This window comes from Streptomyces sp. NPDC059816 (assembly GCF_042732055.1).
Classification (GTDB): domain Bacteria; phylum Actinomycetota; class Actinomycetes; order Streptomycetales; family Streptomycetaceae; genus Streptomyces.
Genome location: NZ_JBHWIQ010000032.1, coordinates 28,775 through 49,865, shown reverse-complemented (window position 1 = coordinate 49,865; position 21,091 = coordinate 28,775). Strand labels below are relative to the sequence as shown.

The following is a 21,091-nucleotide window of genomic DNA, read 5'->3' as shown; positions in this document are numbered from 1 at the left end:
GGTTCATTCCCCCAGGTCGAGAGTGAGTTTGGTGACGGCGAACGCCTCGGCGTAGCGCGCGTGGCATTCGATGCCGCGGATCCGTGCCAGCCCGAGGAACGCCTCCCGGTCGTACCAGGGCCGGTGTCGTTGCGAGGGGTAGTGCTCTTGGAGCAGCCGCACCTTCCGTTCGGCGATCTCCGGTGACAGTGGTTGGTACCCCACCGGGCGGCCGAGGTCGCCGTCCCACTTGACGATCTCGTAGCCGAGGACGAGGTGGTCGCGGAACGCGGTGGACGCCAGCTTCGCCAGGCCGCGGTGGTCCTGGTGCGCGTCCTCCGTGCGCGGGGCCAGCACCAGGTCCGGGTCGGTCTGGGTGCGCAGGTGCTCGACCGCGGCCTTGGCCTCGTCCCACTGTGCCGGCAGCCGGCCGTCGGGCAACTTGAGCACGGTCAGGTGGAGTTCGGCGCCCGGGCAGAAAGCGGTGAGCGCGGCCTGCTCCTCCTGCTCGCGTTCGCTGCCCCCGCCGGAGAGCACCAGCGCGTCGACGCGGATGCCCGGCCGGGCGAGGCACGTCGTCAGCAGGGTGCCGCCGGCGCCGATGGCGATGTCGTCGCAATGCGCGCCCAGGGCGACGATCCGGTCCAGCGGCCCGGCCCCGAGCCGGATCACGCGGTCCTCACCCGGGCGCCGCCGCCACCGGGTGGGTGCACCCCGCCCTCCCGTTCCCACACGGCCCACGGGCGCTCGCCCCGGGCGTAGGAGGCGTCGAGCGCGGCGCGTTCCTTGACGGTGTCGGTCGGCTTCCAGAAGCCGCGGTGCTGGTAGGCCAGCAGCCGCCCGCGTTTGGCGAGTTGGGCGCATCCGTCGGCGACCAGGTCCCCGTTCTCCGGGATGTGGTCGAAGACCTCCTGACGGAGCACGAAGTAGCCGCCGTTCTCCCACAGCGGCAGTTCGCTGACCGCGGTGATGCCTCCCACCAGGCCGTCCTCGCCCAGTTCCACGCAGTGGAACGAGGACTGCGGCGGCACCACCGTCATCGACGCGCCGGCGTCGCGCCGGGCGAACTGCTCGATCATCTCGGGCAAGGGGGCGTCGGTGAGCACGTCGGCGTAGTTGGCGAGGAACATCTCGTCGCCGTCCAGGTGGGGCCGTACCCGGCGCAGCCGCTCCCCGATCGGTGACTCGATGCCGGTCTGCACGAACGTGATCGTCCAGCTGGCGATGTCGGTGGACAGCAGTTCGGTCTGCCCGCCGCGCAGCACGAAGTCGTTGGACGTCGTCTCCTCGTAGTGGAGGAAGAAGTCCTTGATGTGGTGGGCCCCGTAGCCGAGGCACAGGATGAACTCCGTGTGGCCGAAGTGCGCGTAGTAGCGCATGACATGCCAGATCAGCGGTCGGGGACCGACCATCGCCATCGGCTTGGGTATGTCGTCGGACGCTCCGCTGCGCATGCGCAGCCCGTAGCCGCCGCAGAACAGTACGACCTTCATGCTGCGATCTCCTTCACGACGCGACCTCGACGATGCTCAGTTCCGGGATGGGGAAGACCAGCCGGCCGCCCCAGGCGTGCACGAAGGACAGTTGCTCGACCAGTTCGGCCCGCAGGTTCCAGGGGAGGACGAGCACGTAGTCCGGGCGGTCGACGGCGATCTGCTCGGGCGGCAGGATCGGGATGCGGGTGCCCGGGGTGAACCTGCCGTGTTTGTAGGGGTTGCGGTCGACGGTGTACGGGAGCAGGTCGGGCCGGATGCCGCAGTGGTTGAGCAGGGTGTTGCCCTTGCCGGGGGCGCCGTAGCCGACGACCGTCTCGCCGCGTTCGGCCGCGTCGACGAGGAAGCGCAGGAGGTCGCGGCGCACCTTGGCCACCCGGGCGGAGAACTCGGTGTACCCGGACAGTTCCTGGAGCCCGGCGGCCTTCTCCCGGTCCAGTGCGTCGGCCACCCGGCGGCTCGGTTCGCCGGCCGCCTCGGCCGGTCGGGCCCACAGTCGGATGGAGCCGCCGTGCGTGGGCAGCAACTCGACGTCCACGAGGGCGAGTCCGCCGCTCGCCAGCGCCCGGATCGCGGAGGCGACCGTGTAGTACTGGAAGTGCTCGTGGTAGATCGTGTCGTACTGGTTCTCCTCGATCAGGGTCAGCAGGTGCTGCACTTCGATGGAGACCCAGCCGTCGTCGGCGACCAGGGCGCGCAGCCCCCGGGTGAAGCCGACCACGTCGGGGATGTGCGCGTACACGTTGTTGGCCACCACCAGGTCCGCCGGGCCGTGCTCGGCGCGGACGGTGGCGCCGGTGGTCGGGCTGAGGAACTCCGTGAGCGTGGGCACCCCCGCTTCCCGCGCCGCGGCGCCGACGTTCACCGACGGTTCGATGCCCAGGCAGCGGATGTCGCGGTCCACCAGGTGCTTCAGCAGGTACCCGTCGTTGCTGGCGACCTCGACCACGAAGGCGTCGGGGCCGAGGTCGAGCCGCTGGACGGCGTCGGTGACGAAGGTGCGGGCGTGCTCCACCCAGGAGGTCGAGTAGGAGGAGAAGTACGCGTACTGGGTGAACGTGTCCTCCGGGGTGATCAGCGGAGGGATCTGTGCGAGCCAGCAGTCGGTGCAGACCCGCAGGTGCAGCGGGTACGTCGGTTCCGGTTGGTCCAGTTGGTCCGCGGCGAGGAAGCTCTCGCACGGCGGGGTCGCGCCGAGATCGACGACGCTGACCGTCGCCGCCGAACCGCAGAGTCGGCATCCTGTCATCTACTGCCCCCATCCCTGCTCGCGCGGGTGTCCCGCCGCGAGCCGGTGCTGTCGTCCCCAACCGGCGGCGGGCCGTCCCCGCCGCCGGACCGTCCCGCGATCGCGGTGCGGTACCCGTCCACCAGGCGCTCCAGCCCGACGGTCGGGCTGAAACCCTGTTCGTAGCGGCGCCGGGCCGCCCGGCCCAGCTCCCGGTTACGGGCCGGCTCGGTCGCGATCCGGCGCAGGCAGGACGCGAGCGAAGCGGGCTCGCCCGGCTGGTGCAGCAGCCCGGTCACCCCGTCCTCTACGAGTTCGACGAAGGCGCCGTGGCCGGCGGCGACCGCCGGGACGCCCGCCGCCATCGCCTCCACGACCACCAGGCCGAACGCCTCCAGCCAGGTCGACGGAGCCACCACGGCGACCGACCGGGCGATGGCCCGCCGGCACTGGGCCGGGTCGTACAGGCCGACGTAGCGCACGTCGTCGCGGCCCGCCGCCCAGGCGGTCACCTCCTGCTCCAGGGGCCCGGCGCCGGCGATCACGAGCGGGACGCCCACCCCGCCGTCCGCGGCGATCCGGTCCCATGCGGCCATGAGGGGCCGCACGCCCTTGGTCTCGGCGAGTCGGCCGAGGTAGAGCAGGTGTTCGCCGTCGCCCGACCTGCGGGCGTCCGGTTCGGGCACGAAGTTGTGCTTCACCGCCAACCGCTCGGGCGGCATGCCGGCCCGCACCAGGACGTCGCGCTGCGCCGCGGAGATGCAGAAGAACCGCTCCACGCCGGACCACCACCGCCGCCGGTTGACCGACAGGCTGATCGCGAGCGGCACCGTCGCCAGCCGGGAGTTGCGGTAGCAGCCGTGGCGCACGGCGGGCAGCGGTGCCTGGCCGATGCACTCGGTGCACGGTCGGCCGTTCCGTCGCAGCGTGCCGGGCGGGCAGACCTGGGTGTAGTTGTGCAGGGTGGCGACGGCGGGTACGTCGGCGTCGGCGCAGGCGGCCAGCACGGCGGGCGACAGGAGCGGGAAGACGTTGTGGACGTGCACCACGTCCGGCCGCTCGGTGCGCAGTCGGGCGGCCAGCTCCGAGCGGACCGACGGGTTCCACGGCACCAGCAGCGGCAGCGCGGCCTTGCCCGGCAGGGACCGGGCGGCGATGTCGTCGCTGCGCCGCTCGAACAGCTCGACCCGGTGGCCGGCGGCGCGCAGCAACGCCACCTCCTGGTCGACGACGTTGTTCTCCCCGCTCGGCTGCGCCGAGGAGTAGCGGTTGTGCACCACGAGGACGTGCATGCTCAGTTCACCTCCGGTTCCCGGGCCCCTCGCAGGCGCGGCCGCCTCGGGGGTTCGGGGGTCGTGAGCGGGGTGGTCGCGGCGGGTGCCGCCAGCAGGGAGGCGGCCACGGCCAGGTGCAGCAGGTAGGGCGAGGCGTCGCCCAGCCCGGCTTCGGTGTACGAGGCGATCGCGCAGTAGCTGATCAGGAAGATCGCGCACGCCCTCGGCAACGACGGTGGCCGCAGCAGCGCCACGCCGCCCAGCCCGAGGATGATCGCCGCCACGACGGCGGTGCCGGTCAGTCCCTGCTCGTGGTAGACGGCCAGCCAGCTGTTGTCGATCGGCAGCCCGCCGAAGGACTTGTCGCCCAGGCCCACGCCGAACAGCTGCTCGGAGGCCGTCCGGGGGGCTGCCAGCAGGGCGTCCCAGACCTTGGCGCGACCGGTCAGGTTGGAGAAGTTCTCCTGGCTCTGGCCGCGCAGGAACCATGCCTGGAGCGCGGAGCTGAGCGCCACCGCGGCCACCGCGGCGCAGAGCACCGCCCAGGCGAAGAACCGGCGGGCGGCAGCGCTGGTCAGGACGAGCGAGCCCACCGCCAAGGCCAGCCCGACGAGCAGGCCGAGGGTGGCCGTCCGGGTGTGGGTCAGGGCGAGCAGGACGAGGGAGGGCACGATGACCACCACCGCGCTGCTCCGGTCGGTCCGGCGGCCCAGGAGGAGCAGCGCGGTGAGTCCGATGATCACCGCGGCGTACTGTCCGATCTGCGGCGGGGTGAGCGGCCACAGCGCGCCGACCAGTCGCCCGCCGTAGAGTTCGGGCACGGCCGCGCCCGGGGAGATGGCCGCGCCGGCGGCCACCGATCCGAGCACGGCGAAGTACATCCGGATGTGGTGCCGAACGAAGGTGGTGCCGCCGTCCCACCAGCGGCTCAGGAGCCACAGGGTGCCGACGAAGAGCGCCAGCCGGGCGCAGCGGAACAGCGCACCGAACCCGGATTCCAGGTGCACGCTGGAGATCACGCTCGGCACCAGCAGCAGGGTGAGCAGGAACACGTAGGCGCTGGGCCGGACGCGTAGCCGGAGGTTGAGTGCGAGGGCCAGGGCGAAGGCGGCGACCAGTGCGCCCATGGTGACGAGTTGGATGAGGGAGCGGGGCAGCGGGACGATGGTCTTCGCCCCGGCGGAACCGAGCGTGTTGAGGACCAGCAGCCCCCAGACCAGCCCGACGGCCTTGGGTGTGCCGGCGGGGCGCGGTTCGGCGTCGGGCCGGGTGCCCGTGGTGTCCCGCCCGCCGTCGTGCGACTTTCGGCCCATCTCAACCACCGGCCCGTGGGTCGAGGGTGCTGCCGGCGTCCTGGTGGTAGGGGGTGCCCTGCCACTGCCCGAAGTCCAGCACCCGGCTCGGGTCGTGGGCGACGAACTTCCACGGTCCGACGTAGACGTTGTCGTGCCAGCGGTTGCGCTGCTTGTGGGTGATCGCTTCGGCCACGCGTTCGCCCTGGTACGGCGACCAGTCGGGATAGGTGCCGTAGTTGGCGAGCACCGCCATGCGGTCGCACTTGACCGTGCACCCGACGACGGAGGTGTCCAGCACGAAGCGGTTGTGGTGGATGTCCACCCGCTGGGTCTTCCACCGGCAGTCGGTGTAGAGGGGTGCGGTGGCGATCCCGGGCCGGGCGCAGCGGTCGGGCTGCCTCACCAGCAGCGTGCAGGTGCCGGACGAGGTGTTGGCCGGGCTGTTGCAGAACCGGTCGGCGTTCTCCCACAGGGTGATTCCGGACCAGTTGTCCTCCAGCACGTTCCGGTAGATCTCGATCTTGTCGGTGCGGGCCCGGACCCGTGGTTCGCCGCCGGACTCGGACAGGTAGACGGTGGCGAACGGGAAGCTGTCGCCGCGGTCGGCGTACCTGCGGCCGTCGACCCAGTTGTTGCGTCGGATCGTGTTCTCCCGGATGACCGCGTTGTAGCTGATCTCGTAGATCAGCGCGGCGCCGTCGTTGGCTTCGAGCACGTTGCCCTCGATGCGGAAGTCGTTGTTGTTGGTGTCCGCCCACAGCCCGGCTCCGCGGTTGTCGTGCACCCAGTTGCCGCGTACGTCGGCGCCGTCGACGGCCCAGAACTTGATGCCCGCGGTGCAGCCGCAGCCGGGCCGTCGCCGCTCCCAGTCGTCGGTGTTGTTGGCCACGATCTCGTTGCCCTCGACCAGCAGGTCGCTGAGCCGTCCGGTGGCCTGGTAGGCGTTCATGCCGTACTGGCCGTTGCCGCGCAGACAGCTGGCGCGCACCCGCTGGCGGTCACCGGCCATCAGTCCGGCGCCGGAGTTGTACTGGATCTTCGCGTGCTCGATCACCCATCCGTCGGCCGAGTCGTGGTTGACCACGCCCTCGTTGTGCGGTGCGACGAAACCCTGCACGGTCAGATGGCGGAGGGTGACGTCGCTCGCGGAGCCGCCGAACGCATACTGGTTGGTCTTGCGGCCGTCGAGCACCGCGCCGGGCGCGCCGAGGTAGCGGTTGCCCTTCTTGGGGATGACCTGGGAGTAGCGCTCCGGGGGGAGTCGATGCGTGCCCGGTCGCAGCCAGAAGGTGGTGCCTCGGGGGTGGCTGCGGGTCTTCGCGGCCAGGTCACCGACGACCGCGGGGTCGACGGTCACCGCGCCCGGCGGCGCCGTCGCCGGGCCGGCCGTGGGCTTGGCGCACACCCGGGCCGTGGACGCGGCGGGTGCAACGGTCGGCTCCGCCCGGGCTTCCTGCGTGCCCGCGCAGCCGGTCGCCAATAGCGCCAGCGTCGCCATCGGCGACGCCCACGTCCGCCACGTGATCCCCACGCGTCCTCCCTAGCCGCGGAATCTGAGTACGGTGGTGAACCCCTGCACGCCGTCGGCGAATCCGTCGCCGAGCAGCACGGTGGTGGGTTCCTTGCGTCCGAAGCCGGCGGAGTACCAGCCCAGCGGCGGGTCGCTCGCGCCGCGGTGCGCCCGCCAGTTCAGCTGTTGCGGTAGGTCGAGCACCGCGGAGCGGTCCTCGCCGTCCCGGGTCCAGCTGAGGTGGGCCCGGTTCCCCACCAGGTCCGCGGTGATCGCCGGCCCGAGGTGGAACGCCAGCTGCGCGGCCCGGCGCGGGCCGCGCACCTCGTCGATGACGCGCAGTTCCCGGGTCTGCGCGGTCAGCTCCACCCGGCGGCGGTGCACGGAGCGCGGGTAGCCGTCGTGTTCGGCGCACCAGCGGCTCACCCGCTCGTCGCTCGTGTCCGCGGCCAGGACGCTGCTGCGGGCGTGCCGGGTCCACAGGAAGGGGCCGCCGGAGAGGGACTGGTCACCGCCGTCCAGTCGCAGGGTGTTGTGGCCCAGGGTCGAGCGGAAGTACTGCCGCCACTCGGGTTGCCCGTGGTAGCAGAACGTCCCGGGGTCGGCGAGCACGTCGACCCCGTCGTGGCGGACCTCCACGGCGAGGGCGTCCGCGTGGGCGTGCGCGGCGATGGACAGGAAGCCGTGCGGACCGCCGTCGCAGCGGCACCAGATCTCCCCCGGGCCGCGCAGGATGGTCATGCCCGCGTCGGCGAAGTGGGCAGGTCGGCTCGCCGGGCGGGTGACGGCCGGCGCCGCGGGCCGGACGAGGGCGGCCAGCAGCGGGGTGCGCACACTGGTGGCGGTCACGTCCGGCCACCAGTCGAGGCGCCCGAACACGGCGTCCCCGGTGGCCAGCAGCGAGGCCCAGCGGTCGGTGCCCTCGCCGTCCACGACGAGGCCGTGCCCGTCGTCGGCGTCCCCCTGGCGGGGTGGCCGTAGCCGGTTGTCGACGACGGCGGCGAGCGCGTCGGTCATGCGCAGCAGCACCAGCCGGACGGACGCGGGGAGCGGCACTCCGGCGGCGTCCGCCTCGGCCACGGCGGCCAGGCCGAGTTCCAGGACGAGTCCGTGGTACTCGGTGGCCAGCTCGCGGTTGAGGCCGGAGCCGAAGGTGTTGCTGCGCAGGTGCCGTTCCAGGGACCGCAGTGCGTCGGCCCGCCACCGTGCGGAGGAGGGGAACCAGCCGAACGCGCAGGCCGCGGCGAACTGTCCGGCGGCCTCGGCGATGACGTGGTTGTTCGCCGAGGAGCCCCGGCTGGGGAAGGCGGCCAGCCAGCGCTGGTGGTGCCAGATCTGGTGCAGCGCCGCCGGGTTGCCCTCGAACAGCCCGGGCGCGCCCGGCCAGCCGTCGAGCAGCCGGCGGATCCACACCCAGGACAGCAGCCTGATGCCCAGCTCGATGCCGCTGATCCAGTGCACTCCGTGCAGTGGCGGGTTCGCCGCCCACCAGGACCGCAGGTGCTCGGCCACGCGCTCGGCGTACCGCTCGTCCCCGGTGAGCGCGTAGGCGGCGGCGAGCACGGTGAGGTACTGGTGCCGGGACGGCTCCCAGATCTGCTTGACGTCCCCGATCGCGTCCTCGTCGCGGTACGGCACGTCGAAGGCGTGGACCCCGGGGGCCCGGCGTCCGGTCTTCGGGTCGTACCACCAGTCCGGGTCGACCAGGTCGTCGCGTTCCACTCCGAAGTACTCGACGTGCCCGGCCATCAGCCGGTCCGCCTCGGCGATCAGACGTTTCGCGGCGTCCGGGGGCACCGCGGTGGTCGCCCGGTCGGGCAGCAGCGCGGTGAACCGGGCGCCGGTCACGCTCGGGGCGTCCGGCAGCGGTGACCGCCACCGCCGTCTGCGCACCGCGTCGCTGACCCGACCGGCCACCTCCTGCGGTCCCATCCGGGACAACCGTCGCAGGTACCAGCCCACGGACGTGCTCCCGGTCATCGCGTCCTCGTCAAGGTCACCGGGGCGCCGCTGACCAGGCCGGTCTGCACGGCGAGGGTGGCTGCCGTGGTGGCGACCAGCGACTCCAGCGGCACCGGCATCGGCCCGCCGGTGCGCACGGCCTCGAGGAACGCGTCCAGTTCGGCGCGTTGGCCCTTGTCCCGGGCGTTGGACAGCCGCGGGCTGCTCCATCGCTTGCGGCCGTGCACCGAGGCACGGACGAAGTCGTCGAGCCGCAGCACCTTGCCGTCCGCGATCAGGTCCAGCGTCTCCTTGGGGAAGCCGGGTGAGCCGGTGGTGACATAGCTGAGGGTGGCGGTGGACCCGCCCGGGTAGCGCAGCACGATCTGGAGGTCCTCGTTGCCGGGCGTGGCGACCGCGTACACCGAGGTCGGGTCGGCCCCGAGCAGCCAGCTGACGGTGTCGATGAAGTGACCGCCCTCGCCGGCGAACCGGGAGCCCTGGCTGCCCTGTTGGAGGTACCAGCTGCCGTGCTGCAACCGGCCTGCGTTGACCAGGTAGCGGACGTTCGCCGGGCCGCTGCGGGTACCGAACCGCTTGCGGGCCTGCCGCAGCAGTGGCGCGAACCGCCGGTTGAAGCCCACTTGCAGCCGGTCGTTGCCGGACTCCTCCACCGCCGCGAGCACGCCGGCCAGTTCGTCCTCGGTGAGCGCCAGCGGCTTCTCCACGAAGACCGCCTTGCCGGCCAGCAGCGCCCTGCGGGTGAGCTCGGCGTGCGAGTTGTGCCGGGTGACCACGAACACCGCGTCGACGGACGGATCCTCGAGTACGGCGTCGAGTTCGGTGGTCGCTTCGGCGAAGCCGAACTTCCGCTTGGCGTTGACCGCGGACAGCGCCGTCGTGGTGACGACCGTGGACAGCTCGACGCCGTCGCGCTGGGCCAGGTGCGGCAGCAGCATCGACGTCGCGTAGTTGCCCGCGCCGACGAACGCCAGCCGCACCGGCGAGGTGACGGACCGGGTCGTCGGGGTGGACGCGCCGCCGCTGCGTCGCACCGTGGGCACGGCCACGGCCGGTGCTTCCGCTTCGATCGGGTGTTCCGCGGCGTCGGGGTAGCGGAACAGCACGGCCACGGCCTTCAGTTCGCCGTCCTTCAGGCGCTGGTAGGTCTTGACGGCGTCGTCGAAGTCGGCGATGTGGGAGATCAGGGGGTCGGTGTCGACGCGTCCGCGGGCCAGGAGGTCCAGGAAGCACGCCAGGTTGCGGCGCTCGGTCCAGCGCACGTAGCCGATCGGGTAGTCCCGCCCTTCGAGTTCGTACTCCGGGTCGTAGCGCCCGGGGCCGTACGAGCGGGAGAACCGGACGTCGAGTTCCTTCTCGTAGTACGCGTTCCACGGCAGGTCCAGGCGGCACTTGCCGATGTCGACGACCCGGCCGCGGTCCCGGCTCAGTCGGGCGGCCAGCTCGACGGGCTGGTTGCTGCCGCCGCCCGCGGCCAGGTACACCTGGTCCACGCCGTGACCGTCGGTGAGTTCGGCGACGGAGCTCTCCACGGCCGCGGACCCGGGGTCGCCGCAGGCCGCAGCGCCGAGGCGGGCGGCGAGTTCGCAGCGCACCGGGTCGGGGTCGACGCCGATGACGCGGACCCCCGAGGCGGCCAGCAGTTGCACCACCAACTGCCCGATCAGTCCGAGGCCGATGACCAGGGCCACGTCGCCGAGCTGCGGCTCGCCGCGGCGGACGCCCTGCAAGGCGATCGACCCGACGGTGCCGAAGGCCGCGTGCCGCGGTGCGAGGCCGTCCGGCACCGGGGTGTACAGGTTCTTCGGCACCCAGTTCAGTTCGGCGTGCAGCGCGTGTTCGTTGCCGGCGCAGGCCACGAGGTCGCCGACCGCCACGTCGTCGATCCCGGCACCGACCTGCTCGACCACCCCGCACAGCGAGTAGCCGAGCGGCGTGTAGGAGTCCAGTTGGTTGATCACCTTGCGGTAAGTGGCGGACATCCCGTTGGTGGCCACGCTCTGCATGACCTTCGCCACCTGGTCCGGCCGGGAGCGGGCCTTGCCCAGCATCGACATGCCGGCCTCGGACACCTTCATGAGCTCGGTCCCGGTGGAGATCAGCGAGTAGGCGCTGCGGACCAGCACGCCGTTCGGCTTGCACCCCGGCACCGGCACGTCGAGCAGCGCCAGCTCGCCGCTCTTGTAGTTCTGCACAACCTGCTTCACCCGAACTCCTCTTGTTTCTACGCCGTCATGCCGTCTTGCCTCTTGCCGATTTGTCGTCGTGCCGTCTTGCCGTTCAGCTTTGGCCGGAGCCGGAGGTAGCGCCGCGGTACCAGTACTCAAGGGTCAGCACGTGCCACAGGTGTTTGGAGAAGTCCCGGTGCCCGGCGGCGTCCTCGGCGACGAGCCGGGCCAGCGCCTCGCGGCGCAGGAATCCGGAGCGGACGAGCACCCCGTCGTTCACCACCTCGCGCACCAGCGGTGCCAGGTCGCGGCTCATCCAGGCCCGCAGCGGGGCGCTGAACAGGCCCTTGGGCCGGTACACGATCTCCCGGGGCAGGATCGAGGAGGCCGCCTCCTTGAGGACGGCCTTGCCCTGTCGTCCGACGATCTTGCGGTCACCGGGCACGGCGAACGCCGCCTTGACCACCTCGACGTCCACGTACGGGACCCGCACCTCGGTCGACGCGGCCATGCTCGACCGGTCCGTGTAGGCGAGGTTCAGGCCCGGCAGGAACATCCGGGCGTCGCCCAGGCACATGCGGTTGACGAAGTCGTCGAGGTCGTTGTCCCGGTAGACGTCCGCGTGTTCGGTCAGCACGTCGTCGACCGTCCCGGCGAGGTCCGGATCGATCAGGTCGAGCAACTCGGCCCGGTCGTACATGGTGTAGCTGCGCCGGAACGCGGTCTCCTCCGGCAGATCGGCGAAGGAGAGGAACCGCTTCGCGAAGCGCACCGAACGGTACCCCCGGCGGGACGTGGCGACCGGCAGCCGGTCCACGGCCGCGGACAGACCGCGCCGCAGGGGCCGCGGGACGCGCTGGTAGCGCACCGCGAGCAGGTTGGCCAGGTGCTTGCGGTACCCGGCGAACAGCTCGTCGGCGCCCATGCCCGAGAGCATCACCTTGACCCCGGCCTCACGGGCGGCCGAACAGATCAGGAAGGTGTTGATCGCGGCCGGGTCCCCGATCGGCTCGTCCAGGTGGTACGTCATCTGGGGCAGCAGGTCGAGCACCTTCGGAGCGATCTCGATCTCGTGCAGGTCGACGCCGAACCGCTCGGCCACCTGCCGGGCGTAGCGCAGGTCGTCGGGCATCGCCTCGAACTTGGCGTCCGCGGCGCGGAACCCGATCGTGTAGGCGGAGATCCCGGGTCGGTGCCGGGCCGCCAGCGCGGTCAGATAGCTGGAGTCCAGTCCGCCGGAGAGGAAGGTCGCCACCGGTACGTCGGAGAGCAGGTGCCGCCGGTTGGACTCCTCGACGACGGCGGCCAGATCCGGCTGATCGCCGCCGCGGGCCTGCTCCCGGGCCTCGGCGGCGACGTCCCGCAGGTTCCAGTACCGGCCGCGCTCCACCCGGCCGTCGGGCCGGATCCGCAGCCAGCTCCCCGGCGGCAGCTTCTCGGCTTCGCGGTACGCGCAGCGCGAGTCCGGCACCCAGTAGTAGAGCAGTGAGGCCACCAGTGCCGCGTGGTCCACTTCCAGTGAGCCGCCGGTCACGGCGGCGAGCGCCTTGAGTTCGGAGGCGAACACCAGGCCCGGGCCGCGCCGGAGCAGGAACAGCGGTTTGATGCCGAGCTGGTCGCGGGCGAGCACCAGCTCACCGGTGCGCTCGTCGAAGACCGCGAAGGCGAACATGCCGCGCAGCCGCGGCAGGCAGTCCGTGCCCCAGCGCCGCCAGGCCTCCAGCAGCACCTCGGTGTCGGAGGTGCCGCGGAAGCGCGCCCCGGCTGCGGTCAACTCGGCCCGGAGTTCCGGCGCGTTGTACAGCTCGCCGTTGTAGGTGAGGGCGAGGCCGTCGGAGACCATCGGCTGGGCGCCGGTCTCGGACAGGTCGATGACGGCCAGCCGGCGGTGTCCGAGGTGGACGTCGCCGTCGCCGGCGGGGTGGCTGTACCGGCCCGCCCCGTCCGGTCCGCGGTGGGCGAGGACATCGGTGAGCCGGTCGGTCACGGCCTTGCCGTCCGGCCACCTGTAGGTGCCTGCGATGCCACACACGTTCTACCGCGCCTCCTGGTCGTTGTCCGGGACCAGTGCGGCCGGTTTCGACGGCCGCTCCGTCCGTGGCTGGCCGGTCCCGTTCTGCCGGGCCAGCCGCTCGTCGTGGCCGCGCAGTGCGGTGTGCAGCCCGTCCCACAGCGTGCCGTCGGTGCGGTCGCGCGGATCGGGGTCGATCAGCACCACACCGATCACCGGGACGTGTTGGTCGGCGAGTTGCCGCGCCACGGTGTGCAGCCAGGCGGCGCTGCCGTGCCCGGCACGCACGACGAGCACGGTCCGGCCGCCGAGGTACCGCAGGTCGGTCCACGCCGTGCCGGGCGCGACCGAACCGACGCCGAGCCGGCGCGCCAAGGGCGGCACGGCCTCGGCGCCGTCGCCGCTGACGACGGTCGGGCCTCCTGGTGTCCGGCCGCCGTGGGCGAGCTGCGCGCCGGGCAGCCCGTCGACGACGACCACCTGTCCCTCCGCCGCGAGTGCCGTGGCGACGTCCAGGGCGATCGCGCCGGTGCTGCGCGCACAGCCCAGTTCCAGCAGCGACACGGGTTCCGCGGAGCCCCGCACGGTGCGGGCCAGGGTCGTGGTGAGCCGTTCGCGGGCCCCCCGGGTCCGACGGCGCTGCCACCGCCCGGCCGGCCGACGAGGCACGCGGCGCAGCTCCGCGATGACCGAGGCGCCCAGGTGCGCCGCGATGTCCCGGCGGAGCACGGGGCGGTCCGCCACCACCGTGCCGACCGCGGCCAGGGCGAGTCCGACGAAGAGCCCGAGGACGAGTCCGATCACGGCGTTGGTGGCCGCGGTCCTGGGCAGGGAGTGGGGCACTGCGCGCGGTGCGTCCACGATCTGCGTGCCGGCGACGAGCCGGGGCGTGCCGGTGCGCGCATCGGCGGCCCGCTGGTCGAAGTCGGCGATACGCGAGTTGAGTTCGGCCCGGCGGGCGTAGAGCGATTCGATGCTCGCCGACGCCTTCGGGTCGCTGCCCTGCGTGCGCTCTCCGATGGCCTTGTTGACCTGGGCGAGTTCGTCGCGCATGCGGTCACGCTGGTCGAGCAGGCCCTTGGCCTCGGCCTTCGCGGTGTCCCACATCCGTCTCACGTGGTCCGCGACGAACGCTTCGGCCAGTGCCTCGGCCCGGGCCACGGCTTGCGCGTCGCTGTCACCCGTCACCTCGATCTGGAGCAGGTTGTTGGTCAAGCCGGTCCCCCGGTAGGCCTGCATGAAGTCGGCCGGTTTTTCCGGGGACTTGAGGGTGCGCAACGCCTGGCCGGCGATCCGGGTGGTCTGGAGGAGCGCGACGTCGGTACGGATCAGCGTGCCGGTGTCGTTCGGCTGGTCGTCCTGATGGGCGACCAGCACCTTGGTCGTGGCGGTCGGCGGCGGCTGCATGAGGACCGCCAGTGCCGCGCCGGCCAGCAGTCCCAGGAGGGCCACGGAGCACCAGAGGCGGCGGCGTCTGCGCACGGCCACCACCAGCGACTGGAGGTCCAGCAACGGCGCCGTCACCGACGGCTCCGAGGTCGTGTGCGGTTTCACGCCGAACCCCCCGCCGCCCGGCCGTGGGCCGCGAGGGCCCCGGCGGCGTCATCCGGGGTGCGGTCGGCGGGCTGCGTCGGACGGGCCCGTACCGCGTCGGCGAGGACGATGCCGATGAGCTCGTGGCCGCCGTCCGCACACGCCTCGGCGATGCCGGTGAGCTCCCCCGCGGTCCAGTGGCCCGTGCTGAGCACGACCAGGGCTCCGGACTCGGTGTCGCGGTCCGGCACCACCGGCCGGGCCACCGACACGTCCACCACCCGCAGTGCGGGGTGTCCGGTCCTCGACGAGTTCGGGGAAGGGTCGTTCTCGGCCTCGGTGACGAGTTGCCCGGCGGCCCGGCGGGCGATCTCGTCGCCCTCCGGTATGACCACCAGCACGCTCCGGGTGCCCGGTAGCAGTCGGTCCCTGAGGCGAGCACGCACCCGCCCGTAGCGAATCAGGCGGCCGGCCTCGTCGCCGGAGGTCTGCGGAGTCGGCGCGTCCCACGGCGTGTCGAGGCGCAGGAGCCGACGGATCCGGGCCCGCGGGCCTCGGCCCTCCGGTCGCCGCGCAGGCCGTTCGGCGGGTACGTCGACGGTGCCCAGCAGCGGGGAACCGAGCGCTGCGCTGATCTCGCGTTCGGTGCGCAGTCGGCGGTCCACCCGTGCGGCGGCGAGGTGGCCGATGACCCCGAGCAGGAGGAACAGCAGTGCGCCGGCAGCGATGAGCTGGGGCCGCGTCGGCGGCACCTCGCCGGTCGGCCGGGCCGCCGGCCCCATCACGACCATGCCGGCCTGGTTGCTCGCCGGGTCGGCCTGGTCCAGCTTCTTCATGGCCTCCTCCAGCGCGAGACGCAGCTTTTCGAGCGCGGTGCGGGCCTGCACGCTCTCCACGGTCCGCCCCGGATCGGTCGCATCGGCCAGGTCGCTGATGCGGCGGTTGGTCTCCACCACCTTCTGTCGCAGGGCCTCGGGCCCCGTGGCCGCTTCGGACTCGGGACCGTCGCCCGCGATCCGGGCGACGAACGTGACGAACTGCTGGGCCATCCGGTCGGAGAGCTGCTGCGCCCGCTCGGGGGCGTCGGCCGTGCCCGAGATGGTGATGATGTTCCCGTCGGCCGCCTCGGCACTCACCCGGTCCCGTAGCTCGCTGCCGCTGACGTCCGTCCAGCCGAGGGTGGCGGCCGCCCGGTCGACCACCGCGGAACTGGTTGCGATCTCCACCTGGGTCAGCAGTTCGCGCTCCTCCCACTGCCCGGGCAGCAGCACCGAGGCCGATGCCGTGTAGCGCGGCGGGAACAGCACCGAGGTGCCGTAGCCGACGAGTGCGCCCAGCACGGCGAGGAGGGTGAGGAGCCGCCAGCGCCGACGGAGAATCCGCCCGATGGTGACCAGGCGTATCGCTTCATCGCTCAACGACGCGGCCTCTTCCCTGTGCGTATCGTGGTGCCCGACGGCACCGAGGTGCGGTCACGGCCGGTGGCGGCGTAGGCGGCGAGCAGCGACGCCTGGGAGTTCCGCCAGGCGAGTTCCCCGCTGATGCGTTCCTGGCCGGTCTTGCCCATCCGGGCCCGTTTCTCCGGATCGTCCAACAGCTGCGCGATGAGCTCGGCGAAGGCGGCCTCGTCGTTGGCGGGCGCGTAGACGGCGGCCTCACCGGCGGAGACCCGCGCCTCCCGGAGGTCGAACGAGACGATGGGGCGGCCCATCGCCATGTACTCCAGGACCTTGTTCATGGTCGAGACGTCGTTGAGCGGATTGCGCGGGTCGGGTGAGAGGCACACGTCCGCGGTGGACAGGTAGCGCACCAGGTCTGCGTCGGGAATGCGCCCGGTGAACTGCACCTGTTCATGGAGCCCGAGCCGCCGGGACAGCTCCACCATCGCGTCGAAGGCGTCGCCGGAGCCGACGAACACCGCGTGCCAGTCGGTCCGCCCGAGTTCGTCACGCAGCTTCGCCAGGGCCCGCAGGGCGTAGTCGACGCCGTCCTGGGGACCCATGACGCCGAGGTAGCACAGCAGATGGGGCTTGCCGTGCTTCAGCTCCGGCTCGGGCGGCACCGGCCGGAACCGGTCGGTCTCGGGTGCGCTGCGCACCACGAACACGTCCTGTGGCCGCTGACCGCCGCGACGGATCGCGACCTCCCGGTAGCTCTCGTTGGTGGCGAGCACGACGTCCGCGGCCCGGTAGGTGAACCGTTCGAGCGCGCACACCGCGCGGTAGAGCAGGTCCTCACCACGGTCGAACCGGGAGAGGTACAGCTCGGGCACCAGGTCGTGCTGGTCGAAGACGAACCGCGCGCCGCGCCGCTTGAGCCACAGGGCCGGCAGGAACAACAGGTCGGGCGGGTTGCAGGCGTGGACCACGTCGACCGGGCCGACCTTGCGGGCCAGCCGGGCCGTGTGCCACAGCGCCGATCCGTACTCCCGCAGGTAGCCGGCCGGTCCGCCGGTGGCCGCGCGCAACGGGTAGCGGTGGATGCGCACCCCGTCGATCTCCACCTCCGGCTCGGTGTCCCGCTTGCTCCCCCGCGGGCAGATGACGTGCACCGTCCAGCCGGCGTCGCGCAGCGTCTTGCACTCCTGCCACACCCGCCGGTCGAACGGCACCGACAGGTTCTCCACCAGGATCAGCGCACGCCGGTCGGACCGGTCGCCACTGGTAGTGCCGTCGAACGATGTGTCACCAAGCAAGGCCCACGTACCCCGGTTCGGCCCGGCGCGCATCGGCGTCGGGAAGATGGATGAGATCGATCAGCACCGGACCCTCGCCGCCGTGCGGCAGCGCCGACAGCACCGCCGGCTCCCTGGTCCCGACCAGGCACACCTCGGCGTGTTCGAGCACCTCCTCGACGGAGTCCGCGAGCAACTGCGCGAGGTGCGGCAGCCGGGTCTCGATGTACTCGCGGTTCGCGCCCAGCAGCCGGGAGAGGCTGACGTTGGCGTCGTGGATGCGCAGGTCGTAGCCCTTGCCGAAGAGCCGTTCCGCCAGCTCGACGAGCGGGCTCTCACGCAGGTCGTCGGTGCCGGGTTTGAAGGACAGCCCGAACAGGCCGACCCGGCGTTTCCCGGTGCGCTCGACCAGCTCCACCGCCCGTTGCAGGTGGGCCGAGTTGGAGGGCAGTACGTTGGCGAGGATGGGCACCGCGACATCGGCCCGCTGCGCCGCGTGGACCAGGCTGCGGAGGTCCTTCGGCAGGCAGGAACCTCCGAAGGCGAAGCCGGGCCGCAGGTAGGCGGGGCTGATGTTCAGTTTGTGGTCGGCCAGGAACACGTCCATCACCTGGTGCGAGTCCACCCCGAGTGCCTGGCACACCGCGCCCAGTTCGTTCGCGAAGCCGATCTTGAGGCCGTGGAACGCGTTGTCCGCGTACTTGATCGCCTCGGCCGTCGGGACCGGGACCCGGAACACCTCGCCGGGCAGGCCCTCGTACAGTGCCGCCACCGTCTCGCCGCTCGCTGGGTCGAGCTCGCCGATGACGGTCTTGGGTGGGTCGAAGAAGTCCCGCACGCTCGTGCCCTCGCGCAGGAACTCCGGGTTGACCGCGACCCCGAAGTCCACCCCGGCCGTGCCGCCGACGTACTTCTCCAGGATCGGTACCAGCAGGTCGAGGCAGGTGCCCGGGAGCATGGTGCTGCGGAACACGACGGTGTGCCGCCCGCCGCGCTCGGCCAGCACGGCGCCGATCTGCTCGGTGACCCGCTCCAAGTACGTGGTGCACAGGCTGCCGTTGGGCTCCGACGGCGTCCCCACGCAGACCAGCGACACCTCGGTGTCGTTGATCGCCTCGCGGACGTCGTCGGTGGCGCGTAACGCTCCGCTGCGCACGACCTCGGCGATGAGTTCGCCGATCCGCTCCTCGACCACCGGGGCCTTGCCGTCGTTGACCAGGTCGACCTTGACCTGGTTCACGTCCACCCCGATGACCTCGTGGCCCATGCTGGCCAGGCACGCGGCCGACACGCAGCCCACGTAGCCGAGCCCGAAAACACTGACCCTCATGACTCGTCCCTCCCCTCGGGCAGGCCCTTCGGGCCTGCGGTCCGCACGTCTTTGGGCCCCTTGAGCCGCAGTCCCCCGCGCATCAGTAGGCCCCCCGCCCGTAGACCACCGCACGGAGCGTCTTCCACAAGATCACCGTGTCCAGGGCGAGCGACCAGTCCTCGACGTACCGCAGGTCCAGCCGGACGGCCTCCTCCCACGGCAGGTCGCTGCGCCCGCTGATCTGCCACAGGCCGGTGAGGCCGGGCTTGACCAGGAGCCGCCGCCGGATGTCCGGGCCGTATGCAGCGGACTCCTCCGGCAGCGGAGGCCGCGGGCCGACGAGCGACATGGATCCGGTGAGCACGTTGAAGAGTTGCGGGAGCTCGTCGACCGAGTACCGGCGCAGCACTGCTCCCAACCGGGTCACCCGCGGGTCCCGGCGGAGCTTGAACAGCACGCCGGCACCCTCGTTGCGGTCGGCCAGTTCGGCACGCGCGCCGTCGGCTCCGGCGACCATGGTGCGGAACTTGAGGATCGTGAACTCGCGGCCGTCCTTGCCCACCCTGCGCTGCCGGTAGAACGCCCCGCCGCGACTGTCCATCAGTACGAGCAGCCCGACCAGCACCATCAGCGGCGCGAACAGGATCAGCAGGACCGCCGCGCCCAGCCGGTCGACGACCGCCTTGACCGCTCGGCTGCCCCCGGTGAAGGTCGGCATGCTGACCCGCAGCAGCGGAATCCCGAGCACCGCGTCGACATGCAGCCGCGGGCCGGCCACCTCCATCAGTACGGGGGCCACGACCATCTCGGCATCGCTGCCTTCGAGGTTCCACGCCAGCCGCTGCAACCGGTCCGGTGACCAGTGCGCGTCCGGTGTGACCGCGACGACTCGGTAGCCGTCGCGGCGGACGTGGGTGGCGACGTCCGCCAGTCGGCCGACGACGGGCACTCCGTCCAGTTGGTCGCCTTCGAGCCCGCGGCCGTCCGTCGTGCACACCCCGTCCACCCGCCAGCCGAGGTGCGGAAACCTGCGGGCCCGGGAGATCAGGTCGCGCACGGTGGCCGGGCTCCCGGCGGCGAGCACCGGTCGCAGACACCGTCCTTCCTTGCGCTGTTTGTGCAACCAGAGGCGCAGCAGGTACCGCGCGGTCATGGTGACGAGCGCGATCGCGGGGATCGCGACGAAGATCCAGAGTTTGATGTTGCGCGAGGTGAGGGCGATGCCGCCGAGCGCCAGCACGACGGCCGCCGTGAACAGGGAGCGTCCCAGGCGGCGGAACTCCTCGGCGCCCTGGCCGAGTACCACCGGCGTCCATGCACGGCTCACCGCGAGCGCGCCCAGCACCAGCAACTCGGTGCCGAATGCGAGGATTCCCCACTTCTCGTGCCAGTTGGCCGCGTCCCGGGCACCGAAGAAATTACCGATCGCCGCCACCACGAAGGCGGTGGCCACGGTGTCGCTGGTGATCACGGTACGGCGGTACCGCTCCTCCCAGTCGATCGCGGGTTGACTGATTGCCCCGTTCGCCAGGCGCCCGCGCGCCGACGGAAACGGGTCGACTAACTCCCCCTGCTGCACAGAACCCCCCAGGTCGCCAGCGGTTCGCCGTCTTCGCCTAAGACTGTTCCTCGCCACGGAGGGGCCCGCCCCCCGCGCCGCGCTGTTCCTCCCCCCGGGAGGCTCCGCCCCCCGCGCATGACATCTCGGCTCTTTCAGCGTTACTTGAACGACTCACCCTGGCCACAGCGGACTCACGTGTCCCGCCAGGCCCTTTCAAGGTGCGCGGATTCCCGTCGGGAAACCTCGACCGCTCCCCGCAGTCGAGGACCCCTCTCGGGTTCCAAGAATTGATCACCCCCGTGACCAGCACGGGAGACGCAACTGCTAGCTGTCCGTGGCGCCCGACCTATAGATCATTTAACGGAGTCCTTGCGTCCGATCAGCTGAAGCACGGTCAATCTAGACCATCGAGGCGACTATGGAGAGGGGATGTGTGGAATTCGTGCTCAAGCTTTGAGCCCCGAGACACCGGCCGGCCATCTTCCACGGGTGCGCCGACGGCGAAGAAATGCCGTGTGACCTGTACTGATGGGCGTTCTCAGGGGTGCCGCAACGGGCATTTCCAGGCTTCACAACACTGACATCCTGGCCGTCCACAGGCCCCCTCACGCCGTCCGACGGCGGCTTTCCGGCGGGCCGCGCGGCACCGGCCGGGCGGGGGCCGGGAGCCTCCACAGGATTGGGAGGTGAGCCGCAACAGGCTCTCCAGGGGGCCCAGTTCACTGGACATCGAGATGGTGATCTTGCGAGTTCCTCCGGCGAACAGGGGGCCAGGACGGTCCGGCGTCACCATCTGCTTGATCCATCTCCGGTGTCCGACCGAGCCGAACCGGACGGAGCGTCCACGCTTGAACGGTCAAACGACCGACACGCCATCGTTCAGATAGGGCAAGGGAGCAGCGGATTTCCACATAACTGGGTCGCCGCACAATTCCCGGGCGTGAAACCGGCGGCTGAAAGGCCACGGCGGCACGAGACGAATGCGGACACCGATGATGCCCGGGCGATCAAGGCTTCGCCCGTACCGACACAACAGGTCACTTCCAGACAACAGGAGTCCGACCAAAAGGGCTGGAGCACGCCTTTGAGAC

14 protein-coding genes are annotated in these 21,091 nt (G+C 71.6%); all 14 read right to left on the bottom strand.

The window, feature by feature from the left end; genetic code table 11:
- Window positions 1-3: 3 nt before the first annotated feature.
- Window positions 4-651 (bottom strand): PIG-L deacetylase family protein, encoded by a 648-nt coding sequence (locus tag ACFV88_RS31305; RefSeq protein ID WP_385495457.1) that lies wholly within the window; start codon window positions 649-651, stop codon window positions 4-6.
- Entirely contained in the window at window positions 648-1,472 is an 825-nt protein-coding gene (locus tag ACFV88_RS31300; protein ID WP_385495456.1) for a glucose-1-phosphate cytidylyltransferase, read from the bottom strand. The genes ACFV88_RS31305 and ACFV88_RS31300 overlap by 4 nt, the downstream gene beginning before the upstream one ends.
- A gap of 13 nt (window positions 1,473-1,485) precedes the next feature.
- Entirely contained in the window at window positions 1,486-2,721 is a 1,236-nt protein-coding gene (locus tag ACFV88_RS31295) for a class I SAM-dependent methyltransferase (RefSeq protein ID WP_385495454.1), read from the bottom strand.
- Window positions 2,718-3,992 carry a glycosyltransferase gene (locus tag ACFV88_RS31290; protein ID WP_385495453.1) on the bottom strand — a complete coding sequence of 425 codons (1,275 nt, stop codon included), beginning with the start codon at window positions 3,990-3,992 and terminating at the stop codon, window positions 2,718-2,720. The genes ACFV88_RS31295 and ACFV88_RS31290 overlap by 4 nt, the downstream gene beginning before the upstream one ends.
- Before the next feature lie 2 nt (window positions 3,993-3,994).
- Window positions 3,995-5,287, bottom strand: a complete 1,293-nt coding sequence (locus tag ACFV88_RS31285; RefSeq protein ID WP_385495452.1) for an O-antigen ligase domain-containing protein — start codon at window positions 5,285-5,287, stop codon at window positions 3,995-3,997.
- 1 nt (window position 5,288) lies between these two features.
- Window positions 5,289-6,767 (bottom strand): right-handed parallel beta-helix repeat-containing protein, encoded by a 1,479-nt coding sequence (locus tag ACFV88_RS31280; protein WP_385495491.1) that lies wholly within the window; start codon window positions 6,765-6,767, stop codon window positions 5,289-5,291.
- 42 nt (window positions 6,768-6,809) lie between these two features.
- Window positions 6,810-8,759 (bottom strand): alginate lyase family protein, encoded by a 1,950-nt coding sequence (locus tag ACFV88_RS31275; protein ID WP_385495451.1) that lies wholly within the window; start codon window positions 8,757-8,759, stop codon window positions 6,810-6,812.
- The gene (locus tag ACFV88_RS31270; RefSeq protein ID WP_385495450.1) at window positions 8,756-10,948 is read right to left on the bottom strand and encodes a bi-domain-containing oxidoreductase; all 2,193 of its coding nucleotides are present in this window, start codon (window positions 10,946-10,948) and stop codon (window positions 8,756-8,758) included. The genes ACFV88_RS31275 and ACFV88_RS31270 overlap by 4 nt, the downstream gene beginning before the upstream one ends.
- A gap of 73 nt (window positions 10,949-11,021) precedes the next feature.
- Window positions 11,022-12,941, bottom strand: a complete 1,920-nt coding sequence (asnB, locus tag ACFV88_RS31265; protein ID WP_385495449.1) for an asparagine synthase (glutamine-hydrolyzing) — start codon at window positions 12,939-12,941, stop codon at window positions 11,022-11,024.
- A gap of 3 nt (window positions 12,942-12,944) precedes the next feature.
- Complete coding sequence (locus ACFV88_RS31260) at window positions 12,945-14,474, bottom strand: Wzz/FepE/Etk N-terminal domain-containing protein (RefSeq protein ID WP_385495448.1); 1,530 nt, start codon at window positions 14,472-14,474, stop codon at window positions 12,945-12,947.
- Window positions 14,471-15,871, bottom strand: a complete 1,401-nt coding sequence (locus ACFV88_RS31255; protein ID WP_385495447.1) for a Wzz/FepE/Etk N-terminal domain-containing protein — start codon at window positions 15,869-15,871, stop codon at window positions 14,471-14,473. The genes ACFV88_RS31260 and ACFV88_RS31255 overlap by 4 nt, the downstream gene beginning before the upstream one ends.
- The gene (locus ACFV88_RS31250; protein WP_385495446.1) at window positions 15,868-17,148 is read right to left on the bottom strand and encodes a glycosyltransferase family 4 protein; all 1,281 of its coding nucleotides are present in this window, start codon (window positions 17,146-17,148) and stop codon (window positions 15,868-15,870) included. The genes ACFV88_RS31255 and ACFV88_RS31250 overlap by 4 nt, the downstream gene beginning before the upstream one ends.
- Complete coding sequence (locus ACFV88_RS31245) at window positions 17,138-18,457, bottom strand: nucleotide sugar dehydrogenase (protein WP_385495444.1); 1,320 nt, start codon at window positions 18,455-18,457, stop codon at window positions 17,138-17,140. The genes ACFV88_RS31250 and ACFV88_RS31245 overlap by 11 nt, the downstream gene beginning before the upstream one ends.
- A gap of 82 nt (window positions 18,458-18,539) precedes the next feature.
- Window positions 18,540-20,018 carry a sugar transferase gene (locus tag ACFV88_RS31240; protein WP_385495443.1) on the bottom strand — a complete coding sequence of 493 codons (1,479 nt, stop codon included), beginning with the start codon at window positions 20,016-20,018 and terminating at the stop codon, window positions 18,540-18,542.
- Between the last annotated feature and the right edge of the window lie 1,073 nt (window positions 20,019-21,091).